This is a genomic window from Colwellia sp. Bg11-28 (assembly GCF_002836245.1).
GTDB lineage: Bacteria > Pseudomonadota > Gammaproteobacteria > Enterobacterales > Alteromonadaceae > Colwellia > Colwellia psychrerythraea_A.
Genome location: NZ_PJBA01000018.1, coordinates 452773 through 472675 on the forward strand (window position 1 = coordinate 452773; position 19903 = coordinate 472675).

Below are 19903 nucleotides of genomic sequence, written 5' to 3' on the forward strand. Positions count from 1 at the left end.
TAACCTTTTCAGGTCACGGGCTTCGATAAAATTTTCATTTATACACGTTAGCCAGCGACCGCCATCCTAATTAGGGTGGTAGTGGTTGTAATAATAGTAATGTGGCTGGTGTTTATTTTCATAACCCTAAAGTGCCTTAAGTTGCAGTAACTGTCAATCTATAATGATAAAAAATATTAAATAAAAAGTTATAATTTATGCATATAATTTAATAATAGGCATTAACGTATTAGCACAGACACATAGTCATTCTACTTCTACTTCTAATTCAAGAAACAAGTTCCGCAGCATTACATACTTGATTCCGTCCCTGAGATTTTGCTTGATATAAAGCACTGTCTGCTTGGGTAATCAGTTCTTCATAATTAGACTCTTTGCTACTAAGTTGTGCAACGCCTAAACTGACTGTTACCTTTATCACCTGATCATTATAAGTGAAAGGTGTTGTGGCTATTATTCGACAAATACGCTGTGCAAGTTCTATTGCTCCTGCAGAATCTGTCTCAGGTAAAATAATAGCGAACTCTTCTCCACCATAACGCCCAAAGGTATCTTCAACTCTTAATAAGGTACTTATTAAAGCACTGACCTCAATTAACACCATATCGCCACCTTGATGGCCATAATTATCGTTGAGCAATTTAAAATGGTCTAAATCAAGCATTATCAAGGATAACTTTTTATCATGTCGTCGTGCTTTTGCGTATTCTTGTTCTAGGGAGTCTTGCCAATGCCTTCGATTATAAACTTGAGTTAAACCATCTATACGACTTATTTGCGCTATTTCAGCTAAGGTCTTTTGTAATTGCATTTGATAATGACAAGCATCGGTAACATCTTCAATTAAGATACAAATATGTTTGCCGTTAACATCAGTTTCTATAGGTAGAAAGGTGCAGTTTTGCGCCATAAACTCACTATCTGTCGTGATCGGCCTAGTGTGAGGTAATTCGAATAGGTGATGTCTTTGTTGCCAGGAACAAAAGCTCGGCGTATTTAATTGTAAAACAGAACTAAGCTTGCGAGATAACCAACGTTGTGGCAGCTCTGGAAATGCACTAAAAATAGATTGCCCAATAATACTACCTGGTACTTTATCGGTATGGACCTGTAAAAAACGATTCCAAATAACAATATTAAAATCAGCATCGATTACCAAAACACCGGTATTTAATTGGTTAGCAATTTGGCTATTAATTTGTTTAAGAGCCAGCTCATTTACAACCGGTACATCCGAAGCTGTTGGCGTAGTGTGTGATTTAATATCAGACATTAAAATTCTTCCAAAATACGGTCAAGCACATGTTTTATATTCGTTATCGCTGTTTCAGGGATCAATAAGATCATATTGCAATTAAAAGAATAATCTGTCACTTGATAATTAATATTTACTTTTAATGCTAAATCCCAAGTAAATGGCATTTGTTGTAAATGCTCAGATAAAATTTCCTGTACATTCGGCAGTAATTTGGGCGCGTTATAAGACAATTGATTATTAATTTGCTGAGCAAATACATTTAAAAAAGTTGTCGTTAAGATGGAACTAATATCAATTAATTGCTCATCTTGTGATAATTCATCTGGTTCATATCCCAATAAATCAGCAATTCGACCAGAGTTCTCTTCTTTGTAAACCAATAAAGCCTCACCTCGAATACCTTCATAACCAAAAAAACCTTGGCTTACAACGGCCACGGTATTTTTCTGTTGACTCAAGGTTTTCATCAAATCTTTAGCTTCTACACTCTCAATACTCGGGACCTTCAAATAAACAAAAGTATCTAGATAACGGGCAAGTTGATCACTTGCTTGTCCCATAGCAATATTAATAAGCTCTCGTAAGCAATCTTGTTGGTCTTCAGTTAGGTGAAATTGATTCATAAAAGGCCATGTTGGCGCAAATTATTAAGTAATAGATCTGCTTTTACAGGCTTACGCATAAACTCTTTTGCTCCTAGTGCTTTTACCTTATTTTGCATTTCAGGCTGAATATCTGCTGAAATAACAAAAACACTGCAATTAAGGTTTAATTTTTTTATGCCCTGTAAAACACCAATACCATCAATACCCGGCATAGTAAGATCAAGAAAGAGAATTTCGATGCTATTATCACGTAAAATTGTTAGCGCTTCTGCACCATTACAGGCAATCTGAACGGAATCTTTCCATTCTTCAGGAAGACTTCTAAGCACTTGCTTTCTGGCCATGTTTGAATCATCACAAATAAGCACCGATGGGCTCATAGAAGGAGGGACCTTATTTTATTTTATTGGTGATAATTTACCCTAAATAAAAGCAATTGTTAATCTACAATTCATTTTTTTAACAATATTATGTAGATAGTTCATTTATAAGTGACAAACTCGTACTTTTAACACGAAATCACTCCACTTTGTATCTAACTAAATAGATAAAAATAGAGCATAAGTGCGACGTAACTGACTTCAGATCTACATAAGAGGGGACTAGTGTTTTGAAATATAAATACTACAAAATATAATAAGTATCTATTTAGTTAGATAGTGAGGTTGAAGGGTAAATACAAAGTAGGTGTAGCTAATGGTTAATCAACAACGGCGCACATATGCCATTACAATTAGCCACCAATAATAAAAGAAGCACAAGCAATAGAGAATACCGCTGAGCTGATATAAACCGTGATAATTTTAATGCTATCGAAATTAATTTTCATCACAATGCCTTTTAAAATTTAAATAATAAATAACAAAAAGTTATGAATTAATTATAATTTATTGCAACAGCAAAAAGTGTAGTTAAGGGTAGGTATATTGTCTAAGTTTGTGACAAAGATCATTGTTCTTCAAATTTTTGTTGGCTTTAGTGAGGGTTTTGCCACTGTAATTGCGATTGATAAGTATTAAGCCATTTTTTGGCAATATCATAGTTTGGGCAGAATTTTTCAACGAGGTGCCAAAACTCTTTAGAGTGATTTAAATGCTCTAAGTGGCATAACTCATGAACGATCACATAATCAATAACAGTTAAAGGCGTCATCATTAAGAGGTAATTAAAATTTACTTCACCTCGATTATTACAACTTCCCCAACGAGCACGGTACTGACGAATATTTATCGCTGTTGGGCACAAGGATATTTGTTTACTAATCCTTTCAAGGCGCTCACTGAATAACTGTTCAGCTTGCTGTTTAAAGTAGACTTCGAGTTGTTTTTTTATCTGTTTAGATATTGCTAAAGGATTTATTAACCTAGAATGAATTTTCTCACTTATAGCAACATTAAGTTGCTTAGTCGTAATTTCTTGATAATTCTTTGGTTCTATTTCAGCAATCACAAGATGGCTAAAATACACCTCAGATTTTTTTGCTATACAGATATTGAGAATGACTTTCTCGCCTAAGTAAAGCAAGTTTGAACCTTGACTGAAGTCACAATAATCGGGTGTTTTTTGTTGCTCAGCTAATTTGCTACGCAGCCAAGCTGACTTTTCTTGAATAAAAGTATCAATAAAAGCTGATGTAACATAATGAGGGGCTCTCACAGTCACTTGACCATGTTTAACCTGCAGTGCCAGTGTTTTCCTACGCTTACTGCGAATAAGTTTATATTCAAGCATAGAATGTTAACCGCAACACATCATATTCACTTAACTAGCTTCGCTCAGTTTGGTGGTCGTTACTTTTGCTTTACTCTTTTTCGCTTTAGCCGCCGGCTTTTTTATTTCAATTTCAGCAATAGGTAAATCAGTTACTTTTTCAACTGACTTTTTAATGATTGCTTTTGTCGGTTTTTTTGCTAATAAGGCGACAAGTACTTCTTCTCGATGTTGTGCTAAGAAAATACTCAACTCTTCATTGGCATTATCGCTTAATTCTACCGAAGATTGAGAGAACATTTGGCTCAAGTTATCAGCCATATCCAACATTTTGTCATATTCATCAGCTGATTTCTTATCCATAAATGTTTTCGCCTCTACCCCGTTTCTAATTACTACAAACCGACTTTCAACTGCCATTAGATTTCCCCATTCTTACATTTTGAGCTAATTAAAGGCTCATAACGCTGTTAAAAAATTAACGTTTACATAAATAATATTCATCACAATAGCATAATTAGCACTAAAACTGTATATAAAAACAGTTAAATATAACTACTTTCAATAAGCCAGATCATTGAAGCTTTAAAAACGTGTTAATCATCGCAAGTTTAATAGCCTCTACTGCAACTTTCAGATGTCAATGTATCACCAAATGTAAATATTAATGTCAGTATTAAACAACATTTTCTGCTGAATAAAAAGGCAATCAATCACTTAGCGAATATACACGTTTTAACGCTTGATTTTTACTTACATCCTCTGGGTAAATGGTTACAACTTTTAACTAAAAAGAGTCCACTATTATGGTGTGCCTTGCATAACAGGGCCAAATAAAAACTAACGATATAAAATAAACCTATGGAGAACTACCATGACTACTTTCAAAAAAACCTTACTTGCTCTTGCCGCTACTTTACCTTTATTAGCTATTAGTTTACCCAGCCAAGCAGCAATGACTCCCTATATGGAAAAAGCCTTGATAGATGTTTGTAAAGCCGCTAAGAGCAATAGTGTTATAAAGTTCAAAGGCACAACTAAATATTATCGCTTAAAAACTAAAACAGTTGCTTTGAAATTAATGTGTAACGGTGAGGATGTTATCACCTTTGCAGAAAGCTATGGTGCTGATAAAACGGCAGCTAGATTACAAAAAAGTTTAGGTAATGTACGCATTACAGATGTTGCAGCATTAACAAAAGTACAAGTAACTTTTTAATATGATGACTAAATAAGAGCGCTCAACATGATAATATTGAGCGCTCATATTTACGGTCAGTAAACTTAAAAACTCACTACTCGCCAAAAACCCTTTCAAACCAAGACCTATTATCCTCTTTTTCTTGTAAACAGTCCTTTGAAGTTACAATGCCGTCTCGCACCGCAGGATAGATCACCGTATTGGCGCATTTATCTGTGACTGCATTACCCGTTTGCTGCTCAAAAAGAGTGACCACAATACTTTCTGGTTTAGCTTCAACTTTATTTACTACGCCCTGTTTATTTATGAAGTCAGCGAACAAAGGTAACGCCCCACTACTCCCCGTCAAACCCGTTGGTTTATTATTATCTTTACCCAACCAGGTTGTTATTAAATGCTTGCTGTCATAACCGATGAACCAACTATCTCGTAAGGCGTTACTTGTACCTGTTTTACCCGCGACTTTCTTGTTATTTAAACGCCAAGTAAGTGATCTAGCTGTGCCCACTTGGGTGACTCTTTCTAAAGCGTAATCAAGTAAATAGGCCGCATTACTTGATAAACGTTGCTCGCTTGATTGCTGCTTTTGCCAGAGCGTCTCGTTATTTGATGAGAGTATTTTGGTGATGGTATGGGTCTTTTGGTAATAACCATTATTAGCAATCGCTAAATATAATTGGTTGATTTCCAATGGCGACATATTCACTGCACCCAATAAAACAGAAGGACGCATTTTAAGTTTCTGCTGATAGCCCAACGCTTTAATAGCATCGGCTACGCTATCCAAACCTAAACTCATACCCAAATTAATAGTGGGTACATTGAGTGAAAAGACTAACCCTTCAATTAACGAAACCTGCCCTCGATATTTCCCATCATAGTTTTTTGGTTGCCACTTTTTACCGGTACCATTTCTTAAGGTAATCGCCTTATCATCTAAAATAGTAGCAAAATTATATTGCTGATAACGCTCAAGTGCCGCAACATAAATGGCTGGTTTAATTAATGAACCAATATGACGCTTAGCATTAAGTGCTCGATTAAAGCCGGCATATCCACTTTCCCGACCACCAACGAGCGCTCTAATTTCACCACTAGCAATATCAGTAACCACCATCGCCGCTTCTAGATTCTTTTGGTGGTATTTCCGTTCTAGTAAAGGTAATTGCTTGGCAACACTTTGCTCTAATAATTGCTGGCTTCTGTGTGAAAATCCGGTAAATACTTTAATACCTGACTTTTGAGTAAAACTCGACAGGTGTTGATTTAATTCTGCATTAACTAGTTGTAAATAAGCCGGGTAATTTTTTTTGGCTAATCGTCGATTAGACCTAATAGATAGTGTTGATTCTGCTGCCTGTTCAAAATCAACAAGTGATAATAAGTGTTGTTCAAACATAAGCCTAAGAATAAGGTCTCGGCGCTCTGTCGCACGTTCTGGATGACGCCATGGGTCGTAGTAACTTGGTCCTTTAACTTGAGCTATCAGTAAAGCCATTTGGGCATGACTTAATTCATTAATTTTTTTACCAAAATAAAACTGTGCGGCTAAGCCAAAACCATAAACGCCATTAGCATAATTCTGCCCTAAATAGACTTCATTAATGTAAGCTTCTAGCAGTTGATCTTTACTGTATCTAAGCTCTAGGATCACCGCCATTAGTGCTTCTTTAATCTTTCGAGACAGCGTGCGTTCGCGACTTAGAAACATATTCTTTGCGAGTTGTTGAGTTAAGGTACTACCGCCTTGCACCGTACGTCCAGCGCGAATATTATTAAGTAGTGCTCTAAAGATACCAACGGGAGAAACGCCATGATGATGATAAAAATCACGATCTTCAATTAACAATAATGTATCAATCAATTGACTAGGTAGTTCTTCTAACGACACCAGTACACGATCTTCCTTATTATCAGGAACTAAACGCGCAAGTAATTGTGGTTCAAGCATTAAAGTAGAAACAGCTTGCTCATCAACACTCAGAGAGACAACAATTTCGCTAACGACTTCTATGCTGAGTTGTTGTGCGTAATTGGCACCATTAGCAAAGTCAAAAGCACGTTGAAAAATATTCAAACGTTCTGCCGACTGAGAAAATTGGCCTGCTCGGGTGGCAAATTTAACTTTCTGATAACCATTAATTTTTAGTGACTGTGCTATTTCTTCTAGGTTTTCCTGCTCACCTAGCTGCAATTTTTTTATTTGACCATAAACTTGTACAGGCACTTGCCAACGCTGACCTTCAAACTTTTTCCTTACCTTAGCATCAAGATAAATAGAAAAAATTCCTACCGTAAACACAGTGGCAATCATCAACTTGCCTAAAGTTATACCTATTCGGCGCATTACTGATTTTTCTTTGACCACAGGGCTGCTGCGTTTTGTTGCTTTATTTATTGACATTATTTTTCGATATGCTTGAGGCTGTTGTTTTGTAAAGATTATTTTTGCAACTGAAAAGTTAAATACTCTCCAACTCCAAAGCTAGTTATTCTTTTATATGACGCTTCATTTTATTAGTTGCCTTAGCGTTAACAGGATCATCTGGCCAATAATTTTGGTTAATGTGCAAGTGTTTTTTCATTGACTCATTCAGAAACCTTTATTTATATAATATTTAACGTTAAAACCCTGAATGATGATTGACACATATTAATTTTAAATTTAATTGACAATAATTGACATTTAAATTATCAGATTGACACATTTATGGCATAAAGTTTATTTAACTTTTACTTTAATTGATTTACCTGGTTTTTCTTCAAATGGTTTGTCTGGCCTTCTATGCTTAGTCTTAATTACCTGTACATTGTTGACACTCAATAATATCAATCAATTTTACATCTTCTCTATTTCACATAAAAGGTGATATTATTGTTGCTTAAGTATTTCGACTTTTTCTAGAGCTACCTGCTTTTTCAGAAAATGGGTCGATGGGCCATCTATGACGGGGATATTTAGCTCGCATGTCTTTTGCAACTTCAACATATGATCCCCCCCAAAAATTAGCTAAATCACTAGTTATTTGTATCGGTCTTCTGGCTGGTGATAACAACTCAAAGCGTAGTGCAATACTATTACCTGCTAACATCGGAGATTTAAACTCACCAAATAATTCTTGTAATACGACAGCCACTGTTGGCTCTGAATTTTTGTCGTAAATGATTGAAACCTTTTTTTTACTTGGTGTTATATAAATTACTGGAGCTTCTTTCTCAAGTACTTTTGATTCTTCATATGTTAATAATGATGATAATAGCGGTAATATTTTCACCCTTTTTAATTCAGATATTTTTTTAATATTTGAAACATACGGCAATAACCAGTTTTCAGAAGTACTCATGATTAAAGCCTCTGATAACACAGGAAATCCCTCCACTTTACCACCAAGCCATACGACCCTTTCCAACCAGTCATCACACTCTTGAGTCCAGCTTAATATGTTTCTAGCATCTGTCTTTACCAGAGATTTAATACTGTCTAATATGAATTCAGTCGGAACATCATTACTTCTTGTTTCTTCGATGATTAAACTGCCATATTTTTTCAATATCCTTGCGTATACACGGCTATTGTTTGGTGCTAACTCATATTCTATTTGTTCTGAAATTTCCTGAAAAAACTTTTCAGATAAAATATGTTTATTAAAGGTAATAGCACTAAAAACTCGACCTTCTTTTTTTTGAGCATCGCAATCATTAACAACTAAATACTCATTATTAATAAGAGGATCATCTTCTGCAAGAAAGACCCCCTTACCATTTGCTAGTTGATATTTATTGCTATTAGCTGAACGCCTTTTAGCCAACCTTTCCGGAAATGCTAGAAGCAACAAATATGCTGCTATATCTGAAATACCTGAAGTATCTACTTTGCTTTTTTTATGTCTTATAGATGACTGTAGTGTCTGGACATCTTTAACTATCGTTTTTAACGTATTTCTATTTACATATGCTTTATTAACATTACCAGTAGCGTTCTCAATAAGAACGTGTAATCTCATCAATAAATCAGCACTATCACTACCTTGCAATATATCTCGTTCTGACAAGAGAGCAGCAATATTACAAGCAATTTCACGTTCTTGGTTACCATTCGCTGCCAACATCATCTTAGCTAACCTTGGGTGGATAGGCAGAGCACTTGCTTGCTTTCCAAGCGTTGTGATTTTTCCTGATTTCTCAAGCATACCTAATTTTACGAGCAAATCTTGAGTAGAGTCATAATGAGCTTTTGGGGGAGGTGTTAACCAATTTATTTCCTCATAATTTGAATGCCCAGCGCTTGCTAGCTCTATCACTGCATCAGCTAAATCTGCATTCAAAATTTCTTCTTCTTGATATTCTTTTAGCGATATATGTTCGGATTCACTCCATAACCTTAAACATTTCCCATCAGATAACCTACCTGCTCGCCCTTTGCGTTGCTCGGCTGAGGCTTTTGATATATTAGTTGTAGTTAGCTTTGACATGCCACTTGATGGGTTGAAAATAAGTTTCTTTTCCAGACCTGAGTCAATGACACACGTAATACCTTCGATAGTCAAACTAGTTTCTGCGATATTGGTTGTAAAAATTATTTTCTTAACGCCTGGTGGTGCTAATGCAATAGCCTTTTCCTGCTCTTCCAATGGCAATGAACCATGTAATGACACCAGTTTAAGTTTATTGTTTTCTGAAAATACTGTTGCAGCATGTGAAATACACCTTTTTATGTCTGCAACTCCAGGTAGGAATACAAGAATATCCCCTTTGTTTTCAATCACATTAAATATTGCTTTACAGACATTTGATGCCAACTGTTTTTTATCTGTTTTTTGATGAAAGACGCTAACTGGATAAGCCCTTCCTTTACACAACATCACAGGTGCGTCATCAAGATATTTTGATACTAAATTAGTATCTAATGTCGCGGACATAACTAGAAGGCGAAGATCTTCACGAATCACCTGTTGAATTTCAAGAGATAACATAAGTGACAAATCAGTATTGATAGACCTCTCATGAAACTCGTCAAATATTATAAGACCAACACCTTCTAATTCAGGGTTTGATTGAAGTCGCCTTGTCAATACTCCTTCTGTTAGGATTTCAAGTCTTGTGGAAGCTGATATTTTTTTGTCATTTTTGACTTGATAACCAACAGTTTGACCAACCTTTTCACCGAGGCACTTAGCTAAGTAATTAGCAATAGACCTAGCAGCCATTCGCCTAGGTTCAAGCATAATAATTCGTTGACCATTCAGAAAATCAGCTTTTAATAACTCAAGCGGTACGGCAGTAGATTTACCTGCCCCTGGTTCTGCTTGTAACACTACACTCTGGTTATCTTTTAACTCTTGCAAAAGATCAGCTAATATTTTATTAATTGGAAGATTAATTTTATGGACTCTACTTTTTATTTATAAGACCAACATTAAAATTATTTAAGTAACTGAAAATTAATAAGTTGAACTCTTTCTATTTAAATCGTTTAACAAGTATAGTTAATCGCTTGTATGGCTTATTAAATCCTTTTCTAAACAATTTAAAATCTCTAGGGGGCGTCCACATGTATAGTAAAGATATGGCTCAAGTATACAAAGCTGCTCAAGCATATTTCTTAGTGGCGATATTGCTTTAGCCTCAAGTGGCAAGTAAGCTAATTCAGTCATCCATTGCCCGATATATTCAGCCCATTCATCTTTATCGTCAAACGCTGCCGCTGCTACAAGCCCTAACCCCATAATATGTTCAGGTTCTTTATTAACGTTGAGGTAAACTCTATATATCCGACTTAAGATAACTACTGAAGCTGCAAGTTTTTTACTTCTAACTAAAGCCGCAACTTTCGCTAATCCGTTTAGTGTTTGAAAAATAGATTCTTTGTCGCCAGTCTCTCTTAGCTCATGTTGTGCATTTTCGAGCAATGTTACAGCAAGTTCAACATACTTTTCATCTACTTTCCAAAATTGTGCAGAGTTTATTAAAGACCTAAACGCCACTAATGAAGCTTGGTTATTCATTCCTTCTTCTAGACTTTTTGACATGTAATCTGGTAGTTTTGCAGGCTCAGTGTTTCCTTCTAATGGTCCTGGTAAAAATGCATTTAACTTTATTAGAGAACTATTAGTAAGGTCCTGTAAAAGCCGCGTACAAAAAGCTGAATCCTGAGCTTTATGACATACATTATGAACTCTTCCTAATAACTCATCTCGAAGTTGTTCAGGGCTTAGGTAGCCTGGTAACCACCTAGGCTCATCTCTTAAGTCAATAAATGTCTGGCAATAGAAGAGCACCCCCCTTTCCTCCATTGCCCACTTTTCAATATCTAAGAATTCATTTCCTTGTTCTAATGCTACTTTAGTAATTAGGGATGCCTGTGAAATAGATGCTAATCTTCTATAAAATGGGGGTTTGTTTTTGAATGTTTTTAACCTCGCTAGTTCCCCATCTACAAAGACTGTCATTGAACAGAGTAGCGTTAGGGATTTCAACATTTCAGCTTCGCATAGGCAATCAAAAAGCTCTTGAAGCTTCGACTCACTTGATTCTAAGTATTTTAATACACCAACCTCGAAACAACCGATCATTGAAATTGGATCTTTTATCTTAATAGCTGCATTTGCTAAAGATATAAACTCTTCCTTGTTCAATATTTTTTCAGCTAAAGACACAGATACTGATTCTTGAGAGCACAAAAGAACATCTAAATAGCTGACCCCGTTATTAACGCGACTGTCAAAGTGTTGGCTAAGTTCATTAGTAGAATACTCATATATATTACAACTATCAGAATACACACCTACAAGCCTTTCGTAATAACGAAAATCATCAGGAACAAGAGTCTTTATCTTATTACTTCCATTCCTCAACTCTAAACTTAGTTGCTCCTCAATATATGAAGGCGTTAACTCTAAGTCAGAAGTTATTTCCGTAACCTCATCATCATTCAGTTTCGTATTAGACAAAACTTGTGCCCATTGCTCAATATCAATTTTCCCTAAATTTCTACGCTTAGCTTCATTTATAAATATTGAAGTGAGTAATTCAATATCATTCATAAGAGCCCAAAAAACATTACTTTTAAACTTAGTTCCTTGTCTTTCGATGCAGATAACTGATTTATCATTAGGTAGTATTGATATAGACCACTCAATATTATTTGAATCTAATATGCTTGAACTAAAAGAGGTAGAAAAGACCTCTCTAATTACTTTAAACAGTATTGAACGAGAAAATGATGCCGTATTCCCTAATGTAACTTCAGCATCTGTAGTTACTCCATTCTTTTTGCAGAAATTTGAATCAGAAAGAACAACTCCTCTTAGGTGCGGTGGAATAACATTTAGAGCTCCTGATATGAAGTACGAATGCTCTATATTAAATTTATTCATTCGAACCTCCTTCTAAAGCATCTTTATTAGCAATAGCTTCCACATGTACTTTCATTGACTCAACTAAAGCTTCATAACTTGCTACGTCAGAATTTTTTAAAGGTAAGAGAATATTACTTTCTAACCATTCATTATATTCAGCTTTTTTATCACTAGTTAAATCTACAGGTGAAATGATTAATGTACTGGCTCTAATCATTTCACCAATATAAGCCATCCCATCCTCTTCATAACGTATATCCATACAATGTGACCAGCCTCTAAAATCTAGCAATCCATACAGCCAAGTTGATCTAGCAAAACTAATCTGTTTGGATAATTCATTATCCCACTGCTGTTTCACCACACTTGATAAGCTTTTCAATAAATTATGAAGCCATTGAACATCTCTCGGAAGCTTTATTAGACGATTGATTTTTAATAGCGACAAGTTTTCTTTAATTAGTTTTAGCTGCTTACAGGGACGTAAAATACCATCAACAACTTTTGATTTTGCTAAGTGATGATTTAATTCCTCAATGGTAATAGAAACTAGTCCAAATCCTGACTCTCGTAGCTTAGTTCGACATGTAAATTTTTTATCATTTGTGATTACTTGTTTGAAAAATAGTGTTTCTATGAAATCTAGACTCGTATAGATTGGAGTGTTTTTGTCATCAATAACAATATTTGAATGTTTATTCATAAATCGATCATCGATTAATGCAATATCACTGATAGTTAATGCTTGAAACAGCTCTTCCGTTGGCTGAACTACTTTATCTAAATCACTTTCCCTATCTAATGCAGATAACTGCATTGATGAAAAAACAACCTTTCCTGATTGAATTCCTTCGCAAAGCTCTTTACGAATTTGTTCAAGTTTTATATCCGCCTCAGTAATTGTTGAATCAAAGGATCTTAATTTTTTGAATTTATCAAATTCGCTTTTATGTACTAGCACGTTCAATTCTGTGCCTTGAAATTTATCTAGCATGCCAACAGTCATCAAATATGTTAAAGATAATGAATCAAGGTATATGGTGGCTCTATCGTCAATAATTAGATCTGACGGCCACTCTTGCTCATGCTGTATCAAATATGAGGTCGCTTTATCATATTCTTCTTCGGTAATTACCTCGATATTTTTTAACTTTTTAACTAGTGTAATACACGAAGACAAGTTTTCGTTATATTCAGAAAGATCAACTACTTGCTCCCTAAATCCTCCAATCTTGTAAATAGGGAAGGAGCAAATAACTAGAATTTGATTATCTATGTCGCTGTTATCCCTTGCCCTCTCCAGTAAAAAAGCAAGATTATCTCCGACATTTAGTGCTAACTCTGCTTTATTAATACCAACCGGCTCAATGATTTTAATGTAACCATCAGCTACGAGTGCTTCGAATTCCTTAGCTTTTTGAATTTGACTGGGTTGATGAAATGCTATTTTTTGTTTTTCATCATAAAGCCAGCGCATCAGAGAGTGAGGTACTATTATCTGAGCAAAAGCATCAAACAAAAGCCCTAATAGGTTAATATGACCCAAGATCAATATACTGGATGTATCAACAGACACTACATTCCCAGTTATAATTTGCTCTTGTCTTGTACTATGAAAAGCACCGATAAAGCTTTTCTTTCTAATATCAGTAGACTTCAAGGTCTCTATTGGTTGAATCAAATAAAAATCAGATAATGTACGGTTTAACATCTGTGCGATTGTAAATATTGGAGCAGTTCCATCTTCATAAGCTTGATAAACTTTATCATTTACTTCTTTTTGAGATGACATCATTTCTTTTAAGTCATCGAATGAAGCTCTGTGCAACGGCCCTTCATCGTTTGACAACATAGCCGCCTTATTTAACCAGTCACCTGTATTGCTATTGTCTTCCCACCCCAGTGTTGTAGCAGTAAAATAAGCAGCTGCTAATACTTTAGGGTCTTCAGGGTGCTTAGTCGTTGCATATTCTAATATTTCTTTAGCTCTACGTGGATTTTGAGCTTTAGCGAGCTGTGCTACTTGCATTAGCTCTTCTGAGTCAAGTTCTCCTCGATTATCCCATTCTCTTTCAATAATGACGGATAATGCGTCCCAATCACCAGTATAAATAGCTAAATGTATTTCTAGGGGTTGGAGTACTAAATTCTGATCGTTATGCTTTTGCAAGATAGATAGGCGATTCTTAGATTCTGTAAAATCACCTTTTCTAAAAAGAGACCAGGCCCAGTGAAGCATCAGAGGAGAGCTTCTTTCAACTAAATCAAAGTTATCAACTAAAAATGAGTGTAACTCGGAAAAATCTCCACATATTGAAGTGGCATTAGCTGCTCTTAAAGCATCGTACTCTGTTCCGGTTATGGTGAATAATTCTACAGAAGTAGAGCGATATTTTTCTTTTAACCCTGAGCGTTCTAGTGAATTGACCAAGTGAGCCAAGTCACTAACATTCTTTGATTCATTATAATGGCTTATAGCCAACGCTAAAGGATCATCTCCTTTCACAGATGCGATTATATTTCTTAGATTTTTAATCTCATTTGAAACTCCCTTACTCCCATCTAATTTAGAAAGAATAGCTTCCGCATCTTCTGTTAACCCTGCTTTTGCTAAAACTTCAACTTCTAGCATGCTTATCGTTGCAGGAAGAACGTGCTTTAATAATTGTTTTCTATGATCATTTATATATTCAATGACTTTGGGGTAACCTTTCTGACTGAGTGTTAAGACGAATCTAGCCATACCTAAATCAGGGTTCGTGTCATTACATAAAGCTGTTTGTCGATTCACCTCACTTTCAATTTTTTGATAATCCAAATCTACTTTAAAAGAAAATGCAAGAGGCAAGTACCCAAGTGCTTTGACAGTGGAGCCAGATACATAATTTTTAATTTTATTTTTGGCTGTTTCAAAAGTCTCTGGATTCCTTAGTTCTAACCAAAGAGAGTATCTTTCTGACATATCTACCACTTCATGTGCGCCGAAACCTTTAGCTAGATCAGCACACAACTTAAACATCTCAACTGCTTTTTTTCTCAGTTTAATTGATTGAATATCATCAGCAAGTGGGAAGGATTCTGCGGAAAATGGGATTTGTTTCATCACTATCCCACGTAACTCAACTACTTTTATAGCATTAGCAAGAAAAGTAAATGCGCATGATTGTGCCAACGCAGGAGAGTCTATTTTTACTATGCTTTGTAGCTTACATACATCCTGTAATGCTCGCTCCCATTGCTCCGTTTCAAGTAATGCACTTATTAATGAAAGCTGCCCGTCAACATCTAAATGTTCTATTCCAAGCTCAGTACTATTCAACCAACTAATCGCCTCATTAGCACTTTCCTTATTTCGTCTTAGCATAAAAATAGCCGAATAATTCAAAGAACATTGTTCCTTTGCAAGATCAGAAACTGAATCAACATTATTCTGTTCATTAGCCTGAATAAACGCCTCTGCAACAGCTGCTTCTTTTGTCTGAGTTAGTTTTTTTGATGCATTTAAATATAATTTGGCAATCTCTAAATTATCACTAAAACACAAGTATCTAGCTAATAAAGCCAAAGTTCTTGCTTTTACAGGAGGTGTTCCACCTCTTAACTCTCCATCTAGAATGCTGCTAGCTAATTGATTTACTTTATCTACTTTACTGTAGAAGCCAAAGAATCTTAAGTGGCTTATTTCATTAGTTAATTTTACTATTTTTTCATCTTGTAAATGAGAGGCGTACATACCTGTTTCATTCAGTTTCTCAACAACTTTAATTGCTGCTTCTTCGGGAATTTTCTTTAAGTTATTACTTAGTTCACCTGTATTTTCATTTTTACTTTTAATGATTTGAGCAACAGTTTCAACACAATAAATAAATACGCTCAATAATATTAGTGACCAGCCCCATACCCCATTAGGTGGTGAAAGTGGTATCTGTTTTTGGGGGAGAAAATTTTGGTTCATCAGAATCCAATTTACAATTTCGATCCAGAAAGGTGGGTTAAGAAACCCTAATCCGGTTGCTAATACCGGCCAAATAATGATCTTTGCAAGTGATGGTCTAAAGTAAGCCAATATAAAAGGAAGCATCTGCTTTGCTACTTTATTGTAATTAATTTTTATCATTAAACTCTCCCTGAGGGTGGAATATCCTTGTCGAACGGTCTCAATATATTCGAAGCTTCTCGTTCTGTTGGTGCGTCAGGACTAATACCACACTCGATCAAACTTTCCTTATATATCACACTAAAACGGAGGCCTAGGCATGCTAGAAGTGTGAGTAATATCATGTAAAACCTATGTTTTTGAATACTTGATCAAACATGTTGGTAAAGTCCTTGTTAGCTATTGAGCTAATGCGATGGAAAGAGAAGGCTTTGATATTTTAATATCTGAAGGCGACTCAATAGCTTGTTGTCTTTATCATTGATTAAATTGTGTTTCTACTTCTTCCGGCACCGGAAAAATTTCACTAATATCGCAATTAAGAAGGTGAATAATTTCATAAATCCTTTCACATGAAACAGGCACTGTACCTCTTTCAATTCGGCTTAGATAACTTGCTTCTATTCCTATCTTATTAGCTACTTCGGCTTGAGTTATGGAACGTTTCGTTCGAGCAAGTTTGATATTCATGCCAATTAACGTTTGTACGGGCTGCATTCAAAACTTCCGCAAATAAAAGAATAAATTTTCCCATATTGCAGTGATCCAACCCATGACATATAATGAAACTAATTGACACATATATCAATTTATTTACTTTCTTATCAACTAATTAACTTTTGTAGCAATAATAAAAATGAAAATAGACACTTTGGTAGCTCAAATTATTGTCGCGAAAAACTTTGATCACTTCACTACGAGCGATGTCAGGTCAGCTTATTTTGCCTTGAAAAACGACCCTTCATTAGAGCCGACAAGCGTTAGACGTTTCATTTATGCTGAGCTTTTAAAGCTAGTAAAGAAAGACTGGCTGAAGAAATTGGTGTCGAATAAAAAAGGCTTTACTCGATTTCATAAAACAGACCTTTTTGATAGTAACGAAATAGCTTTATTGGCTTTGAATACAGTTAAAGATTCATTTAAGACAACTGTTAATAAGCAAGATAAGTTACTCACAAAACTGAATCACTATAAAGCTGACTTGTTATTGAATATTGGTGAATCTGAAGCTTACAAAGAGCTGTATTCGGAATTCCCCGAACTGGTTGAAGAGATACAACCTCAGTTCAATAAAGCTAGAGATAATAATACGAGAATATTAGGAAAGATCAGAGCTATTGAAGGCTTACTTGAGCAAGGTAAATCTGTAGAGAAAATATGAAATTAAGACAATGGCAAGCTGAGTGTATTGATTTAGCCTTGAAACAATACAGGGATGGTAATAGCCATTTTTTAGCCTTAGCAACACCTGGGGCAGGTAAAACGATGATGGCCTCGGAGTTGGCAGATAAGTTATTAAAAAGTAACTTAGCTGACTTAGTGGTTTGTTTTTCACCTTCTTCAATTGTTGCGAAAGACTTTAGTGAAAGCCTCCATTTAAGAACGCAAGAGCGCTTTGATGGGTTGATTGGTGCTAAAGGTAGATCTCTTACTTATCAAAATTTGCTGTATCTTGATTCAAATTTTTGGCAGTTATTTGAGCGCTATCGAGTTTTTGTGATATTTGATGAAATTCACCATTGTGCAGGGTCGAACATTAATAATGCCAATGCGTGGGGAGAGCAGGTAATTCTTAACATTCAAGATAAGGCGAAATACACCTTAGCGTTAACGGGTACTCCTTGGCGCTCAGACGCGGCTCCTATTGTTCTTTCTAACTATATGCACCCAAGTAATAAAATATCGTGTGATTATGTTTATGGGCTTTCTGAGGCTATTGGTGATGAAGTTTGTCGTGTTCCTCAGATAGTAGCTATAGATAACAACAATATTTCAGTAGTTGATATTGAGGAAACGAAAACGTTCGATAGTTTTAAAGCGTTATTGTCGCAATCAATAATTCCTTATCAGGAGATTATTGAGAATGAAGCTGTTATAAAGTTTGTTGTTTCTTCTGCACATAAGAAGTTATCGAAGATTAGACTGCATAACCCTGATGCTGCGGGGTTGGTTGTTGCTTCATCGGTAGAGCATGCAAACAAAATATCAACGTTGATGAAGTCGTGTTTTAACGAAGACTCAATAGTTGTGACCTATAGAGAGAATGATCCAACGAGTATTATTCAAAACTTCAGGCATGCTAAGAGTAAATGGATAGTTTCTGTGGGAATGATCAGCGAAGGAACGAACATTCCTCGTTTGCAGATTTGCTGTCACCTCACCAATATAAAAACTGAAATGCACTTTAGACAGATTTTAGGTCGAATATTGAGAATGACAGATTCGACGAATCAAGAGGCTATTTTGTATATGCCTGCTGAACCTAAACTGTTGGAATATGCATATCGTGTTAAGCAAGATGTGCCATTTGAGGCTGATGTTGTTAAGTTTAAAAAAATGAAAACTGAGGTTGTGGACGGTTTAGATATTAATGAAAAAGATGATGTTCTTTTCAACAAGGTAGCACCTTTAAAACCTAACGTTGAGCTTAAAGTTGATGGTTTTGAAGTTAATATTGGTGATATGACTTTTGATGGAATGAGTACCGCTTTAGATGATGATTATTTAACGACTTCTTATGAAAAAGTGGTCAATATCTTTGGTCGATTTAAGCAAGAGACCATAGCGTTGGGGCTAAGTGAGTTGAGGTAATGATGCTGTGCTATTAACTACCTTCTCACAGTTAAAATTACAAATATAATTAGTTGGTGAAGGTCACAATTTTAAAGGAGCCTAATTTTCTGCAGGATAAATTGAATTTGAAATAATGCTATGGAATTTGATAGCGATTATCGAATTTAAAATTTTATAACTACCCCTGATATGGAGAAATACTTTGAAAATTATTCCTTTGCCTTACGTTAAAATATTTACAAATAAAGAGGGTGTTATTGAAACACTATGCAAAGGTTCTTTGGAGAATAATTATGTCGAACAAAAACCGTAAAGCTAACATATTTGTTAATAGTGATTTAGCGGGAACTTTGGAAGAGTTCAAAAGTGAAAAAAACAGTGCTTTTGTATTTCAATACACAGACGATTACCTTAAGAAGGGTTCGCCAATTGGTTTCCGTTTTCCATTAACAGTCACACCTTATGAATTTGATGAATTACCTCCTTTTTTTTTGAATCTAGCGAGTGAGGGATGGTTAAAAAAAATTCAATGTGAACAAGGAGGAATAGATCCAGATGATACTTTTGGTTTATTACTAGCAAATGGTAAAGAACTTATTGGAGCCTTGTCTATAGAGGCCTATTATTGAACATCACTTATCTCAGTCGGAACTTGGTCGAATTCTATTTTTAGTTTATAAAAACAGATAAGCTAATTTGTAGTTGCTCAAATCTGAACTGATGCTTTTCAATATTGCTTTCGACGTACTTCTGAAGTGATTAGATAAGCCAATACTACAAGCTAGCTACAAAACAGTAGTAAATAATAGAATTTTAGAGCTTCTTTTCATGAGCACCATTTACAAGTGTAGCTGACAATAGGAGTAACTAAACTTAAATCCCACTTTTTGTTTAGACGCACTTGTCATGTCGCAAACAACGTAATTAAATCACAAGATTAATCAAATAGGTATTAATACTACTTTAAAAGGAAATCAAAGAATTGTTAAGCTAAAAAGTAAAATTATTGTTTTATTTTTTACTGATATCCTTACACAGTGT

General features: G+C 35.2%; 15 protein-coding genes. 4 read left to right on the forward strand and 11 right to left on the reverse strand.

Annotated features, from left to right (window positions below):
- Positions 1–47 precede the first annotated feature (47 nt).
- From thrL to CXF79_RS19305, 6 genes are all read right to left on the reverse strand, one after another.
- Positions 48–122, reverse strand: coding sequence for a thr operon leader peptide (thrL, locus tag CXF79_RS23930; RefSeq protein WP_146787372.1), 75 nt, complete (start codon positions 120–122; stop codon positions 48–50).
- A gap of 146 nt (positions 123–268) precedes the next feature.
- Complete coding sequence (locus CXF79_RS19285; protein WP_011045024.1) at positions 269–1273, reverse strand: GGDEF domain-containing protein; 1005 nt, start codon at positions 1271–1273, stop codon at positions 269–271.
- Positions 1273–1881, reverse strand: a complete 609-nt coding sequence (locus CXF79_RS19290) for a chemotaxis protein (protein ID WP_101157249.1) — start codon at positions 1879–1881, stop codon at positions 1273–1275. Before CXF79_RS19290 ends, CXF79_RS19285 begins: the two co-directional genes overlap by 1 nt.
- Positions 1878–2243, reverse strand: coding sequence for a response regulator (locus CXF79_RS19295; RefSeq protein WP_041737142.1), 366 nt, complete (start codon positions 2241–2243; stop codon positions 1878–1880). The genes CXF79_RS19290 and CXF79_RS19295 overlap by 4 nt, the downstream gene beginning before the upstream one ends.
- A gap of 595 nt (positions 2244–2838) precedes the next feature.
- Positions 2839–3594, reverse strand: a complete 756-nt coding sequence (locus tag CXF79_RS19300; RefSeq protein ID WP_101157251.1) for a M48 family metallopeptidase — start codon at positions 3592–3594, stop codon at positions 2839–2841.
- A gap of 30 nt (positions 3595–3624) precedes the next feature.
- Entirely contained in the window at positions 3625–3993 is a 369-nt protein-coding gene (locus tag CXF79_RS19305; protein WP_011045029.1) for a YebG family protein, read from the reverse strand.
- 454 nt (positions 3994–4447) lie between these two features.
- Here CXF79_RS19305 and CXF79_RS19310 point away from each other — a divergent pair, with 454 nt between their 5' ends.
- A complete protein-coding gene (locus CXF79_RS19310) occupies positions 4448–4792 on the forward strand; it encodes a DUF3718 domain-containing protein (protein ID WP_011045030.1) in 345 nt (114 codons plus the stop codon).
- Positions 4793–4868: 76 nt separating this feature from the next.
- On the opposite strand, the gene mrcB is transcribed toward CXF79_RS19310, so the two are convergent.
- The 5 genes from mrcB to CXF79_RS19335 form a co-directional block, all read right to left on the reverse strand.
- Entirely contained in the window at positions 4869–7178 is a 2310-nt protein-coding gene (mrcB, locus tag CXF79_RS19315) for a penicillin-binding protein 1B (RefSeq protein ID WP_101157254.1), read from the reverse strand.
- Positions 7179–7656: 478 nt separating this feature from the next.
- Positions 7657–10176, reverse strand: coding sequence for an ATP-dependent helicase HrpB (hrpB, locus tag CXF79_RS19320; protein ID WP_332871614.1), 2520 nt, complete (start codon positions 10174–10176; stop codon positions 7657–7659).
- Between the two features lie 84 nt (positions 10177–10260).
- On the reverse strand, positions 10261–12150 hold the full coding sequence (locus CXF79_RS19325) for a hypothetical protein (protein WP_101157257.1): 1890 nt from the start codon (positions 12148–12150) through the stop codon (positions 10261–10263).
- Positions 12143–16249, reverse strand: a complete 4107-nt coding sequence (locus CXF79_RS19330; RefSeq protein ID WP_101157259.1) for an HTH domain-containing protein — start codon at positions 16247–16249, stop codon at positions 12143–12145. The genes CXF79_RS19325 and CXF79_RS19330 overlap by 8 nt, the downstream gene beginning before the upstream one ends.
- Positions 16250–16546: 297 nt before the next feature.
- The gene (locus CXF79_RS19335; RefSeq protein ID WP_101157260.1) at positions 16547–16786 is read right to left on the reverse strand and encodes a helix-turn-helix domain-containing protein; all 240 of its coding nucleotides are present in this window, start codon (positions 16784–16786) and stop codon (positions 16547–16549) included.
- Positions 16787–16925: 139 nt separating this feature from the next.
- Here CXF79_RS19335 and CXF79_RS19340 point away from each other — a divergent pair, with 139 nt between their 5' ends.
- From CXF79_RS19340 to CXF79_RS19350, 3 genes are all read left to right on the forward strand, one after another.
- Positions 16926–17450, forward strand: a complete 525-nt coding sequence (locus CXF79_RS19340) for a hypothetical protein (protein ID WP_101157261.1) — start codon at positions 16926–16928, stop codon at positions 17448–17450.
- Positions 17447–18880 carry a DEAD/DEAH box helicase gene (locus CXF79_RS19345; protein WP_101157262.1) on the forward strand — a complete coding sequence of 478 codons (1434 nt, stop codon included), beginning with the start codon at positions 17447–17449 and terminating at the stop codon, positions 18878–18880. The genes CXF79_RS19340 and CXF79_RS19345 overlap by 4 nt, the downstream gene beginning before the upstream one ends.
- Before the next feature lie 275 nt (positions 18881–19155).
- Positions 19156–19491 (forward strand): HipA N-terminal domain-containing protein, encoded by a 336-nt coding sequence (locus CXF79_RS19350; protein ID WP_101157263.1) that lies wholly within the window; start codon positions 19156–19158, stop codon positions 19489–19491.
- The last annotated feature ends 412 nt before the right edge of the window (positions 19492–19903 follow it).